Below are 13,018 nucleotides of genomic sequence, written 5' to 3'. Positions count from 1 at the left end.
CCACCGCGGTGCGACTCGGGCAGATTCAGCCCCCGGGCAAGAAATTGATGTCGGCAGGGGACTGGGCACGCGGTGCCCGACTCGACGCGGAGGTACGAGCACAGTGACCGAATCACGACGACCGGCACGGCGGACACAGGGTCCCGGAGCCAAGACCGGCGGCGGCGGCAAGAACACCAAGCCGAAGCAGGCCAAGCGGCCTGATCCGGCAACCGCCGGGCTCGATCAACCGCGTCTGGCGGCGCGTGACGTCCTGCGCGCGGTCCGTGAGCGTGACGCGTACGCGAACCTGGTTCTGCCAGGGCTCCTGCGTGACCGCAAACTCGACGCACGCGACGCTGCGCTGGCAACCGAACTGGCGTACGGCGCGGCACGTGCTCAGGGGCTGCTGGATGCGGTGATCGCGCATGCAGCGGGTCGGCCGATCGAAGAGATCGACGGAACGCTGCTCGATGTTCTCCGACTCGGCTCGTACCAATTGCTGCGCACTCGTGTCGCACCGCACGCTGCCGTCGCAACTTCGGTCGATCTGGTCCGCGCCGAAAACGGCCAGGGCCGAGCAGGATTCGTCAATGCGGTCCTGCGCCGTGTTTCCGAACGCACCCAGGAGGAGTGGGTCGAGCTGCTGGCCCCGAAGGACCCGGTCGGCCGGCTCGCCTTCGAGCACGCTCACCCCCTGTGGATCGCGCAGGTATTTGCCGACTCGCTCGGCGCTGCTGCCGGTGAACTCGAAGACGTCCTGATCGCCGACGACGCCCGCCCTGCCGTACACCTCGTCGCCCGCCCCGGCGAGATCTCCGCCGAGGAGCTTGCACTGGTGACCGGCGGCGAGATCGGGCCGTACTCGCCGTACGCCGTGCATCTCGACGGCGGTGACCCCGGACAGCTCGAGGCGGTCCGCCAAGGCTTGGCGGGCGTGCAGGACGAGGGCAGTCAGCTGGTGGCCCGCGCCCTCAGCATTGCTCCTCTCGAAGGTGAAGACTCCGGACGCTGGCTCGATCTCTGCGCAGGTCCGGGCGGTAAGGCAGCGCTTCTCGGCGCTCTCGCCGGTATCGAAGGCGGGCGACTCGACGCCGTCGAGCCCGTCGAACATCGCGCCGAACTGATCCGCAAGACCACTCGCGAGCTTCCCGTGGACGTACACGTGGCGGACGGCCGCGAATCCGGGCTCGAACCCGGATACGACCGCATCCTCGTCGACGCTCCCTGCACCGGGTTGGGTGCGCTGCGTCGGCGCCCAGAGGCACGTTGGCGTCGGCAGCCGTCCGATGTGGCCCCGCTCGTGAAGTTGCAGCGTGAATTGCTTGCTGCCGCAATCGAACTGGTTCGCCCCGGCGGAGTGGTGCTGTACTCCACGTGCTCGCCGCACTTGTCGGAAACGCTGGCAGTGTTCGCCGATGCAGTGCGACGTCACGGCGTCGTGGAACTCGACACCAAGGAATTGGTGCCAGGTGTCCCAGACGTCGGCGACGGATCGTCGGTTCAGTTGTGGCCGCACCGACACGGGACCGATGCGATGTTCATGGCCGCTTTGCGCAAGCCGCTGGCCTGATCGGATGACTTCTGGGCATCGGTAGTCGTATGGTGCCTACATGGTTACGTGGGAACAGGTTGTAGTACTCGGTTCGGCTCTTCCCTCCGTGGAAGAGTCGACCTCGTACAACACCCCGGCACTCAAGGTGGCAGGTAAGACTTTTGCGCGGCTCCGCACCGAAGCGGAGGGCGCTTTGGTCGTGATGTGCGGTCTGGACGAGAAGGAGGCGCTACTCGCCAGTGGCGAGGCGGCTTTCTTCACCACCGATCACTATCACGGGCACGGCTCGATCCTCGTGCACCTCGAACTGATCGACGAGGTGCAGTTGGGTGAGATGCTCGAAGACGCGTGGCGGATCAAGGCACCGGCCAAGGTGCGAAAGCTCCACACCGTCGTCAAGAACTGATCTGATTGCACCGGCTCCGATGTGCATGCACGGTCGGCAATGAGACACAGCTAAACTCGGCGTCGTGGCTTCCCCGATGATTGCACCGTCCATTCTGTCCGCAGATTTTGCTCGACTCGCTGATGAAGCGACTGCCGTGTCCGGCTCCGACTGGCTTCACGTCGACGTGATGGACGCGCATTTCGTTCCCAATCTCACGCTGGGTCTGCCGGTGGTCGAGAGTCTGCTGAAGGCGACGGATATTCCGCTCGACTGCCATCTCATGATCGAGAATCCGGAGCGCTGGGCGCCGCCGTACGCCGAGGCCGGTGCGTACAACGTCACGTTTCACGCCGAGGCCACCGACGATCCGCGTTCGGTTGCCCGCGATATTCGTGCAGCTGGTGCCAAGGCGGGGCTGAGCATCAAGCCTGGAACCCCGATCGACGACTACCTGGAAATCCTCAAGGACTTCGACACCCTCTTGATCATGAGCGTCGAACCCGGATTCGGTGGTCAGTCCTTCATGCCTCAGGTGCTCGACAAGGCACGCGCAGTTCGAAAGCTCGTCGACTCGGGTGAGCTGACGCTCCTTGTCGAAATCGACGGCGGCATCAACGCTTCCACGATCGAGCAGGCCGCTGAAGCAGGGATCGACTGCTTCGTCGCCGGTTCGGCGGTGTACGGAGCGAGTGATCCCGGTGAGGCGGTGCGCAAGCTGCGCGCGCAGGCCGCCTCGGCGTCGCCGCACCTGACGCTGTCGGTCTGAGCCGCTCGATGGCAAAGGGTGGACAGGCGTCGACGGCTGATCTCGACGCCGCGATGCAGATCGCGCTGGCCGCAGCTGATTCCGCGCGCGGATTCACTAGCCCCAACCCACCGGTCGGCGCGGTCATCCTCGCTGCCGACGGAACCATCGCGGGCGTCGGTATGACGCAACCGCCCGGTGGACCGCACGCGGAGGTCGTGGCTCTCGACGAGGCCGGCGATGCAGCGCGTGGCGGTACGGCAGTGGTGACACTGGAACCGTGCAATCACCAGGGGCGAACCGGCCCTTGCTCACAGGCATTGATCGATGCCGGAGTCTCGGCGGTTGTCTACGCCGTCGGTGATCCCAATCCCGAGGCTTCCGGCGGCGCAGCGACGCTCATGCGCGCTGGAATCAGCGTCACGGCCGGACTGAGAGCACCCGAGGTGGAAGCTGGTCCACTGCGGGCCTGGCTGCACAAACAGCGCACCGGTCGCCCGCACATCACGTGGAAGTACGCGGCCAGTCTGGACGGACGCAGCGCCGCCGAGGACGGAACGAGTCAGTGGATCACCGGTCCGCAGGCGAGGGCGCGCGTGCATGCGCAGCGAGCGCAGATCGATGCGATCGTGGTCGGTACCGGCACCGTGTTCGCCGACGATCCGTGGCTGACCGCACGTCAGCCCACCGGTGAGCTCGCGGCGCACCAACCCGTTCGCGTCGTCGTCGGAAAGCGCGAAATACCCTCGACGGCAAGCATTCTCGACGACACCGCACCGACTCTGGTGCTCAACACCGACAACATCGACGAAGTAGTCGAGGCGTTGGGGGAGTACACGGACGTACTTCTCGAGGGTGGGCCCCGTCTGGCCGGAGCATTCCTTGCCGCCGGATATGTCGACGTCATAGAGGCATACATCGCTCCGATCCTGCTCGGCGCGGGCGCCTCCGCACTCGTCGATGCCGGAGTGCACACCATCACCGACGCCCACCGATTCCGTTTGGAGTCTGCGGTAACGATCGGCCCCGATATTTTGTTGAGTCTGGTTCCGGAGAGTTCTGCTCCGGGGAACGAGGAGTAGGGCGCGTGTTCACAGGAATTGTGGAAGAACTCGGCGAAATCGTCGCCAAGGAAGAACTGGTCGATGCTGCACGTTTCACGGTGCGCGGGCCACTGGTCACCTCCGACGCCGGTCACGGTGATTCGATCGCGGTCAACGGAGTGTGCCTGACGGTGGTCGACGTGCTTGCCGACGGTTCGTTCACCGCAGATGTCATGCAGGAAACCCTGAACCGCTCGAGCCTGGCGAAATTGGATGTCGGCTCTCGCGTCAACCTCGAGCGTGCCGCGGCGCTGAACAGCCGACTCGGCGGCCACCTGGTTCAAGGGCATGTCGATGGAACAGGCCACGTCATTTCCCGCTCGCCGTCCGAGAACTGGGAGGTAGTGCGGATCGCACTGCCCGACTCCATTTCCCGTTACGTCGTGGAGAAGGGTTCGATCACCGTCGACGGAGTCTCGCTGACGGTCTCCGCGCTGGGCGGAGACCGCGGGTTCGAGTACTTCGAGATTTCGCTGATCCCGACAACGCTCGAGTTGACGACGCTCGGAACCGCTGTGGTCGGTACGCCGGTCAACCTCGAGGTGGACGTGATCGCGAAGTACGTCGAGCGGCTTCACTCTGCCGGTCGGTAGGACCAGGCTGATCGGACCCGTCCGATTGGTCGTAGGGTTGTCAGTGCATCCGTCGGATGCACTTGTTGTATTCGATGATGTGAAAAGTCAAGACTTTGGAGTGCGAGCACGTGACCAGGTTCGACAGTATCGAGCGCGCAGTAGCAGATATCGCTGCAGGTAAAGCTGTTGTCGTCGTGGACGACGAGGATCGCGAGAACGAGGGCGACCTCATCTTCGCCGCCGAGAAAGCCACCCCGGAACTGGTGGCGTTCATGGTCCGGTACACCTCCGGCTACCTGTGCGTGCCGCTCGACGGTGACGATTGCGATCGGCTGGGCCTGCCCCCGATGTACGCCACCAACCAGGACAAGCACGGCACGGCGTACACCGTCACGGTCGACGCCCGTGAGGGAATCGGTACCGGCATCTCGGCGTCGGACCGCGCTGCGACGATGCGTCTGCTCGCCAACCCCGAATCCGGTGCCAACGATTTCACTCGCCCCGGTCACGTCGTTCCGCTCCGCGCGAAGGAAGGCGGAGTACTGCGTCGTCCTGGCCACACGGAAGCTGCAGTCGACCTCGCCCGCATGGCGGACCTGCGTCCTGCCGGCGTCATCTGCGAAATCGTCAGCCAGAAGGACGAAGGCGCGATGGCTCAGACCGACGAGCTGCGAGTATTTGCCGACGAACACAACCTTGCTCTGATCTCGATCGCGGACCTCATCGCGTGGCGTCGCAAGCACGAGAAGCACGTGCTGCGCATCGCCGAGGCCCGCATCCCCACCCGCCACGGTGAGTTCACCGCTGTCGGCTACACGAGCATCTACGACGAGGTCGAGCACGTTGCGCTGGTGCGCGGCGACATCGCAGGCCCCGACGGAGACGGTAGCGACGTGCTCGTCCGCGTTCACTCCGAGTGCCTCACCGGCGACGTCTTCGGTTCGCTGCGGTGCGATTGCGGCCCGCAGCTCGACGCCGCACTGGACATGGTCGCCCAGGAGGGCCGCGGCGTTGTTCTGTACATGCGCGGGCACGAGGGTCGTGGCATCGGTCTCATGCACAAGCTGCAGGCCTACCAGCTCCAGGACGCCGGTTCCGACACCGTCGACGCCAATCTCGAACTCGGCCTACCGGCGGACGCCCGTGACTACGGCATCGGTGCCCAGATCCTCGTCGATCTGGGGATCTCGTCGATGCGTCTGCTGACCAACAACCCGGCCAAGCGTGTGGGTCTGGACGGCTACGGCCTGCAGATCACCGATCGTGTTCCGATGCCGTTGCGCGCGAATGCGGAGAACCTCACCTACCTGCGCACCAAGCGCGATCGGATGGGGCACGATCTGATCGGACTGGACGAGTACGAGGCGAACCAGAACACCGCACAGCCGGGAACCGCATTGTGAGCGGGGAAGGTCAGCCGCAGCTCGCGATCGCCGAGGCCAAGGATCTGAAGCTGGCGATCGTTGCCGGGCAGTGGCACGCGACGATCTCCGAGGCTCTGATCGCCGGCGCGCAGCGCGTCGCGCAGGAGGCACAGATCAAGGACGTGACACTGGTCCGTGTCGCCGGCGCGATCGAACTGCCGGTCGTTGCGCAGGCATTGGCGCGCACGCACGACGCCGTCGTCGCACTCGGTGTTGTCATCCGCGGCGGTACGCCGCACTTCGAGTACGTGTGCGACGCGGTCACCGCGGGCCTCACACGCGTCTCGCTCGACGAAAGCACCCCCGTGGGGAACGGTGTCCTGACCACCGACACCGAGCAGCAGGCTCTTGACCGTTCGGGTCTGCCGGGTAGCGTCGAGGACAAGGGCGCACAGGCCTGCGCCGCCGCACTGGACACCGCAGTGACCCTGCGCCATCTCCGAGCACCATGGACCGAGGATTCGTTTCGATGAGTACACCCGGCGACAACGAGAACTGGGAACTGATCGCGTCACCGCGTAAGTCGACGCGATACGCGATCGGAGTTGCCGTCCTCCTGGTGATCGTTCACGTCACACTTGCACTCCTGCTCCGCCAGGGGTCCACCGGCGTGTACTTCCGTGCCGCGGACCAGATCGCGATGGCAGGCATCGGCACCATTCTGGCTCTCGGTGTGCTGATGTTGACGCGGCCCCGGGTCAAGGTGGGCAAGCAGGGTATCGCCGTACGAAACATCCTGGGCGAGAAGATCGTCGACTGGGATCTGTTCGAGGGACTCTCGTTCCCCGACGGTGCCGCCTGGGCACGCATCGAGTTGCCCGACGACGAGTACATGGCAGTGATGGCGATCCAGTCCAACGACCGCGAGTACGCCGTCGACACGGTCGGTAAGTTCCGCGAACTGGCCGACCGCTACGCACCGGTCGCGCACAAGAGCAACTGACGTCTTCCGACCGGTTCGGTGCCCGCATCCTGCGCGTTTCCGAGTCGGTCGGTGGCGGCGACTAACCTGAAACCGTGCCGGATCCCTCGACTTACCGCCCCGCTACCGGAACCATTCCGGCTGCGCCGGGCGTCTACAAATTTCGCGATCCGCATGGTCGGGTCATTTACGTCGGAAAGGCGAAAAGCCTCCGTTCACGTTTGAACTCGTACTTCGCGGACGTCACGACACTTCATCCCCGTACTCGGCAGATGGTGACCACCGCCGGCAGCGTCGAGTGGACCGTCGTCAGTACCGAAGTCGAAGCGCTTCAGCTCGAGTACAACTGGATCAAGGAATTCGATCCGCGGTTCAACGTCCGGTACCGCGACGACAAGACGTATCCGGTTCTCGCGGTGACGCTCAACGAAGAGTTCCCGCGACTGTTCGTCTACCGCGGTCCGCGGCGCAAGGGTGTCCGGTACTTCGGTCCCTACTCCCATGCCTGGGCGATCCGCGAAACTCTCGATCTGCTGCTACGAGTCTTTCCCGCACGAACGTGCTCGTCCGGAGTCTTCAAACGGCACAACCAGATCGGTCGTCCGTGTCTGCTCGGCTACATCGACAAGTGCTCGGCGCCCTGCGTCGGGCGAGTCAGCGCCGAGGAGCATCGACAGATCGTCGAAGATTTCTGCGACTTCCTCGCCGGCCGCACGGACAAGTTGGTCAAAGATCTCGAAAAGCGCATGCAGCAGGCTTCCGAGGATCTCGACTTCGAGACCGCAGCCCGTCTGCGTGACGATATCGGCGCTTTGCGCAAGGCGCTCGAGAAGCAGGCCGTCGTACTCGGTGACGGCACCGACGCCGATCTCGTCGCCTTTGCCACCGATGATCTCGAAGCCGCCGTTCAGGTGTTCCACGTGCGGGGCGGACGCGTGCGGGGTCAGCGTGGATGGGTCGTGGAGAAGGCAGGCGACGCCATCGACTGGGCCGCACTCGACGCCGAGTCCGACCTGCCGATCCTGGTCGAGCAGTTCCTCACCCAGTTCTACGGGGAGCAGGCGGCCCTCGACCCGGGAGCGGGTTCCGAGGCCGGGATCAGCGCAGTTCCCAAGGAAGTTCTGGTGCCGGTTCTGCCGGCAAACGCGACCGAGATCCAGGCGTGGCTGAGCAAGCTTCGGGGATCGCAAGTGCAACTGCGGGTTCCGCAACGTGGCGACAAGAAAGACCTCGCCGAAACAGTTCAGCGAAACGCGAAAGAGGCTCTGGCGCAGCACAAGCTCAAGCGTGCCGGCGATTTCACTTCGCGTTCTGCGGCGCTGCAGGGCATCCAGGAAGCACTGGACCTGGACTCGGCTCCGCTACGAATCGAATGCATCGACATCAGTCACGTCCAGGGAACCGACGTCGTGGCGTCACTGGTCGTGTTCGAGGACGGGCTCCCGCGTAAGTCGGACTACCGGCACTACGCGATCAAGGAAGCCGCCGGCGACGGTCATTCCGACGACGTCGCGAGTATCGCCGAGATCACGCGTCGGCGGTTCCTGCGCCACAACCGCGACCTGGGCGTCCTCGCGGCGTCGGCGTCGACCATGGACTCGGACGGTGGGGACCTGGCTCCCGAAGCGGCGATCGACCCGGCGACGGGCCGGCCTCGGCGGTTCGCCTATCCGCCCAATCTGTTCGTCGTGGACGGCGGCGCCCCTCAGGTCACGGCGGCAGCGGCGGTCCTCGACGAGCTGGGGGTCACTGACGTCGCGGTAGTCGGGTTGGCCAAAAGACTCGAAGAGGTATGGGTACCGGGGGAAGAAGATCCGGTCATCCTCCCTCGGACGAGCGAGTCGTTGTACCTACTGCAGCGCATCCGAGACGAAGCCCACCGCTTCGCGATCACGTTCCATCGCAGCAAACGCTCGAGGCGGATGACGGCTTCGGCTCTGGATTCGGTCAAGGGGCTCGGTGAAACTCGTCGAACCGCTCTGGTGGCTCACTTCGGTTCCGTGGCGAAGCTGAAAACGGCAACGGTCGAGGAGATCATGCAGGTCCCCGGTATCGGTGAGACCACCGCCACAGCAGTTCTGGCCGCACTCGGCACGGATTCGGCTGCAGCCGACGCGGGCGCTGAAGCTCGAGCGCTGCCAGCCGCGGTAGGGGATGATGAGCTGGACACGGAATCCGAATCGTCTGTTACGTCTGCTGACGCGCCCAGCGCCGAATCCGGTAGCGGTGACGAGGGCTCCGAGTCGCGAGAATTGTCCATGCCGACGACGGGGCCGAGTGCACAGTGACTACCGACAGCGCCAAAGACAGTCGAACGATGGATTTCCTGCTGGTGACGGGATTGTCCGGAGCAGGTTTGAGTACCGCTGCCAAGGTGCTCGAAGACCTCGGCTGGTATGTCGCGGACAATTTGCCACCTGAGCTCATTTCCCGAATGGTCGGTCTGAGCTTGACCTCCGATCCGCCGGTCGATCGTCTGGCCGTCGTGATCGACGTGCGGAGTCGACTCTTCACCGGCGATCTCGGGTGGGTGCTCACCGAGCTCGAGGCGGAACCGATCCACACTCGGGTGCTGTACCTCGAAGCGTCGGACGACGTGTTGATCCGACGGTTCGAACAGGTGCGCCGCAGTCATCCGTTGCAGAACGACGGCATCGACGGCACGTTGTCCGAAGGGATCGCAGCCGAGCGTCGGCAGTTGGCCGTGGTGAAGGCGGCCGCCGATCTGGTCATCGACACGTCGGCACTGAAGGCGCATCAGCTGCGTCAGAAGATCGAAACGGCGTTCGGAAACGATGCCAACCGAACGATGAAGGTGACGGTCCAGTCGTTCGGATTCAAGTACGGCCTGCCCATGGACGCCGATCTCGTCTGTGACGTTCGTTTCCTGCCCAATCCCCACTGGATCCCTGAACTTCGCCCGCACACCGGTCAGGACGCCGACGTTCGCGACTACGTGTTGTCGCGCGAGGGCGCGGAAGACTATCTCGACACCTACCGACATCTGGTGGATTTGACGATCGCCGGATATCGACGAGAAGGAAAGCGCTACATGACAATTGCGGTCGGATGCACCGGCGGTAAGCACCGAAGCGTAGCCATGTCCGAAGCTCTCGCGAGGCGTTTGGGTTCCGAGGACGACATCTCGGTCAGCATCGTGCACCGGGATCTGGGGCGCGAATGAGTGAACCGACACATCGCTCGCGGGAGACACCCGAGGGGCCGGCCATCGTCGCGCTCGGCGGCGGGCACGGATTGTTCGCCACGCTCCAGGCCGTCAGACGCTTGACGTTCGACGTCACCGCCGTGGTCACGGTCGCCGACGACGGTGGTTCGTCGGGCCGGCTGCGCGCCGAACTCGGCGTCATCCCGCCTGGAGACCTCCGGATGGCGCTGGCAGCTCTCGCGTCGGACGAACCCGAGATAGTCGACTGGACTCGGACCATTCAGCATCGCTTCGGCGGTGTCGGCGCACTTGCCGGGCACTCGGTGGGCAATCTCATCCTGGCCGGACTGACCGAGGTGCTCGGCGATCCGGTCGTCGCGCTCGACGAGATGGCGCGACTGCTGCGAATCCGTGGCCGTGTGCTGCCGATGTCGCCGATCGCGCTCGAGATCGAAGCCGACGTTCAGGGACTCGAAGAGGACCCCCGCGTCAGCCGCTGCATTCGTGGACAGGTTGCCGTCGCGACCACCCCGGGCAAGGTTCGGCGTGTGAGACTGCTCCCGTCCAATCCGCCCGCGTGCCCCGATGCCGTGACTGCGATCGATCGTGCCGATCTCGTGGTTCTCGGCCCGGGATCGTGGTTCTCGAGCGTGATCCCACACGTCCTGGTACCCGAACTCGTCGAATCACTGTCGTCGACGAAGGCTCGAAAGGTACTGGTGCTCAATCTCGCACCCGAGCCGGGGGAGACCGCCGGATTCTCCGCGGAGCGTCACCTGCACGTACTCTCCCAACACGTGCCCGATTTCCGGGTCGACTACGTGGTGGTCGACTCGGCGTCGGTACCGGCCGGGCGTGAACGTGAACATCTGCAGCGTGCGGCGGATCAATTTTCAGCCGAAGTCAGGTACGCGGATGTCGCGGACACCTCACCGGGCGCAGCGCATGTACACGATCCGGCAAAACTGGCCGATGTACTGGCTGAACTGTCGAGCAGTGCGGCAGTAGGGGATTCGACACAGTCTTCCCTGCAAGAACAGCAATCCGAAGAACAGAGGGAGAACGCTTCGTGGCAATGACAGCGGAGGTCAAGGACGAACTGAGCCGGTTAGTGGTGACTCAGGTCAGCTGCCGCAAGGCAGAGGTCTCCGCGTTGCTGCGCTTTGCCGGTGGGCTCCACATCGTCGGCGGCCGGGTGGTCGTCGAAGCAGAGGTGGATCTGGGCTCCACGGCGCGACGTCTGCGCCGGGAGATATTCGACCTGTTCACCTACAGTGCCGACGTGCACGTACTCAGTGCGGGCGGGCTTCGAAAGTCCGCTCGTTACATCGTGCGTGTGGCGAAGGAGGGTGAGGCCCTCGCGCGCCAGACGGGACTGCTCGATCTTCGCGGGCGCCCGGTTCGCGGCTTGCCTGCGCAGGTCGTCGGCGGAAGTGTCGGCGACGCCGAAGCAGCGTGGCGCGGTGCGTTCCTCGCGCACGGTTCCCTGACCGAACCCGGCCGTTCGTCGGCGCTCGAAGTGAGCTGCCCCGGCCCGGAAGCTGCACTTGCTCTGGTTGGAGCTGCGCGGCGTCTGGGGATCTCGGCGAAGGCACGTGAGGTTCGCGGAACGGATCGTGTGGTGATCCGCGACGGTGAGGCCATCGGCGATCTCCTGACCCGAATGGGAGCCCAGGACACACGCCTGGTGTGGGAGGAGAGGCGGATGCGACGCGAGGTCCGCGCCACCGCCAATCGTCTCGCCAATTTCGACGACGCAAACCTGCGACGCTCTGCTCGCGCTGCCGTTGCGGCTGCTGCGCGCGTCGAGCGTGCGTTGGAGATCCTCGGTGAGGACGTGCCCGATCACCTCGCGGCGGCGGGTGCACTGCGCGTCGAGCATCGGCAGGCGTCCCTCGAAGAACTCGGCCAGTTGGCCGACCCGCCGATGACCAAGGACGCCGTTGCCGGACGTATCCGTCGCCTGCTGTCCATGGCTGATCGCAAGGCCAAGGAAACGGGCATACCCGACACCGAATCCGCAGTGAATGTGGAGCTACTCGAAGAGGGGTGACCTGCCCTCCGTCAGGGTGGGCTGCGCACGTTCGGGCCACGCGCATTAGGGTATGAGTCACATCGACCGATGAACCCCACGTCCGCGTCGTGCACACACGGATTCGGAGTATGCGTGGGTCAAGTTGCACACCAGAATCATGGTCAAAGGAGCGAATTGTGACTGTCCGGGTTGGCGTAAACGGTTTCGGCCGTATCGGACGTAACTTCTTCAGGGCGGTGGATGCGCAGAAGGCGCTCGGAACCACCGATATCGAGATCGTGGCAGTCAACGACCTGACTGACAACGCGACGCTCGCTCACCTGCTGAAGTACGACTCCATCCTCGGCCGTTTGCCGTACGACGTGTCGCTCGACGGTGACGACACGATCGTCGTCGGCGATCAGCGCATCAAGGCCCTCGCACACCGTGGCCCGTTGAACGAACTTCCCTGGGGCGAGCTGGGCGTCGACGTCGTCGTCGAGTCCACCGGCATCTTCACCGACGCCGCAAAGGCCAAGGGACACCTCGAAGCCGGCGCCAAGAAGGTCATCATCTCGGCTCCGGCCAAGGGTGAAGACATCACCATCGTGATGGGCGTCAACGACGACAAGTACGACGGCAGCCAGAACATCATCTCCAACGCGTCGTGCACCACCAACTGCCTCGGCCCCATCGCCAAGGTTCTCGACGACGAGTTCGGCATCGTCAAGGGTCTGATGACCACGATCCACGCGTACACCCAGGATCAGAACCTGCAGGACGCTCCGCACGCAGACCTCCGTCGCGCCCGCGCAGCTGCCCTCAACATCGTTCCCACCGGTACCGGTGCAGCCAAGGCAATCGGCCTGGTTCTCCCGCAGCTGCTCGGCAAGCTCGACGGCTACGCACTGCGCGTGCCGATCCCCACGGGCTCGGTCACCGACCTCACCGCGAACCTGAAGAAGTCGGCCACCGCCGACGAGATCAACGCTGCGATGAAGGCTGCTGCCGAAGGACCCCTCAAGGGCATCCTGAAGTACACCGACGCACCGATCGTCTCCTCGGACATCGTCACCGACCCGCACTCGTCGATCTTCGACTCGGGTCTGACGAAGGTCATCGACGACCAGGTCAAGATCGTCTCCTG

General features: G+C 64.5%; 13 protein-coding genes and 1 pseudogene. All 14 read left to right on the top strand.

The features are described from left to right. Positions 1 to 107 (top strand): annotated as a pseudogene (locus tag A2J01_RS36170) (methionyl-tRNA formyltransferase); the annotation flags it as partial. Then, positions 104 to 1,552 (top strand): RsmB/NOP family class I SAM-dependent RNA methyltransferase, encoded by a 1,449-nt coding sequence (locus A2J01_RS32620; RefSeq protein ID WP_064114354.1) that lies wholly within the window; start codon positions 104 to 106, stop codon positions 1,550 to 1,552. The pseudogene A2J01_RS36170 and the gene A2J01_RS32620, both read left to right, overlap by 4 nt. Before the next feature lie 40 nt (positions 1,553 to 1,592). Then, positions 1,593 to 1,940, top strand: coding sequence for an MmcQ/YjbR family DNA-binding protein (locus A2J01_RS32615; protein ID WP_003944924.1), 348 nt, complete (start codon positions 1,593 to 1,595; stop codon positions 1,938 to 1,940). 64 nt (positions 1,941 to 2,004) lie between these two features. Further along, on the top strand, positions 2,005 to 2,688 hold the full coding sequence (gene rpe, locus A2J01_RS32610) for a ribulose-phosphate 3-epimerase (protein ID WP_019748384.1): 684 nt from the start codon (positions 2,005 to 2,007) through the stop codon (positions 2,686 to 2,688). Positions 2,689 to 2,696: 8 nt separating this feature from the next. Further along, positions 2,697 to 3,749 carry a bifunctional diaminohydroxyphosphoribosylaminopyrimidine deaminase/5-amino-6-(5-phosphoribosylamino)uracil reductase RibD gene (gene ribD / locus A2J01_RS32605; protein ID WP_030536416.1) on the top strand — a complete coding sequence of 351 codons (1,053 nt, stop codon included), beginning with the start codon at positions 2,697 to 2,699 and terminating at the stop codon, positions 3,747 to 3,749. A gap of 5 nt (positions 3,750 to 3,754) precedes the next feature. Beyond that, entirely contained in the window at positions 3,755 to 4,363 is a 609-nt protein-coding gene (locus A2J01_RS32600) for a riboflavin synthase (RefSeq protein ID WP_003944892.1), read from the top strand. A gap of 110 nt (positions 4,364 to 4,473) precedes the next feature. Further along, entirely contained in the window at positions 4,474 to 5,748 is a 1,275-nt protein-coding gene (locus A2J01_RS32595) for a bifunctional 3,4-dihydroxy-2-butanone-4-phosphate synthase/GTP cyclohydrolase II (RefSeq protein WP_003944833.1), read from the top strand. Further along, positions 5,745 to 6,242 carry a 6,7-dimethyl-8-ribityllumazine synthase gene (gene ribH / locus A2J01_RS32590; RefSeq protein ID WP_003944999.1) on the top strand — a complete coding sequence of 166 codons (498 nt, stop codon included), beginning with the start codon at positions 5,745 to 5,747 and terminating at the stop codon, positions 6,240 to 6,242. The genes A2J01_RS32595 and ribH overlap by 4 nt, the downstream gene beginning before the upstream one ends. Beyond that, positions 6,239 to 6,712, top strand: a complete 474-nt coding sequence (locus A2J01_RS32585) for a PH domain-containing protein (RefSeq protein WP_003944987.1) — start codon at positions 6,239 to 6,241, stop codon at positions 6,710 to 6,712. Before ribH ends, A2J01_RS32585 begins: the two co-directional genes overlap by 4 nt. Before the next feature lie 74 nt (positions 6,713 to 6,786). Next, on the top strand, positions 6,787 to 8,979 hold the full coding sequence (gene uvrC / locus A2J01_RS32580) for an excinuclease ABC subunit UvrC (protein ID WP_003944805.1): 2,193 nt from the start codon (positions 6,787 to 6,789) through the stop codon (positions 8,977 to 8,979). Then, positions 8,976 to 9,875, top strand: a complete 900-nt coding sequence (gene rapZ, locus A2J01_RS32575; RefSeq protein WP_003944872.1) for an RNase adapter RapZ — start codon at positions 8,976 to 8,978, stop codon at positions 9,873 to 9,875. The genes uvrC and rapZ overlap by 4 nt, the downstream gene beginning before the upstream one ends. Continuing rightward, positions 9,872 to 10,936: a gluconeogenesis factor YvcK family protein gene (locus tag A2J01_RS32570; protein ID WP_042445666.1), complete on the top strand. Its 1,065-nt coding sequence runs from the start codon at positions 9,872 to 9,874 to the stop codon at positions 10,934 to 10,936. The genes rapZ and A2J01_RS32570 overlap by 4 nt, the downstream gene beginning before the upstream one ends. Continuing rightward, entirely contained in the window at positions 10,933 to 11,910 is a 978-nt protein-coding gene (gene whiA / locus A2J01_RS32565; RefSeq protein ID WP_021344225.1) for a DNA-binding protein WhiA, read from the top strand. The genes A2J01_RS32570 and whiA overlap by 4 nt, the downstream gene beginning before the upstream one ends. Before the next feature lie 158 nt (positions 11,911 to 12,068). Next, positions 12,069 to 13,018 (top strand): type I glyceraldehyde-3-phosphate dehydrogenase (gene gap / locus A2J01_RS32560; RefSeq protein ID WP_064114355.1); only part of this gene is annotated, 950 nt, incomplete at its 3' end.

This window comes from Rhodococcus sp. EPR-134 (genome assembly GCF_001647205.1).
GTDB classification, from domain to species: Bacteria; Actinomycetota; Actinomycetes; order Mycobacteriales; family Mycobacteriaceae; genus Rhodococcus_F; species Rhodococcus_F qingshengii.
Note: the sequence above shows the minus strand (reverse complement) of the source record. Positions and strands in the feature narration are given on the sequence as shown.

Coding starts and splice junctions, on each gene's coding strand:
- A2J01_RS32585 (WP_003944987.1), top strand. CDS start 6,239: ATGAGTACACCCGGCGACAACGAGAACTGGGAACTGATCGCGTCACCG.
- ribD (WP_030536416.1), top strand. CDS start 2,697: ATGGCAAAGGGTGGACAGGCGTCGACGGCTGATCTCGACGCCGCGATG.
- whiA (WP_021344225.1), top strand. CDS start 10,933: ATGACAGCGGAGGTCAAGGACGAACTGAGCCGGTTAGTGGTGACTCAG.
- A2J01_RS32615 (WP_003944924.1), top strand. CDS start 1,593: ATGGTTACGTGGGAACAGGTTGTAGTACTCGGTTCGGCTCTTCCCTCC.
- A2J01_RS32570 (WP_042445666.1), top strand. CDS start 9,872: ATGAGTGAACCGACACATCGCTCGCGGGAGACACCCGAGGGGCCGGCC.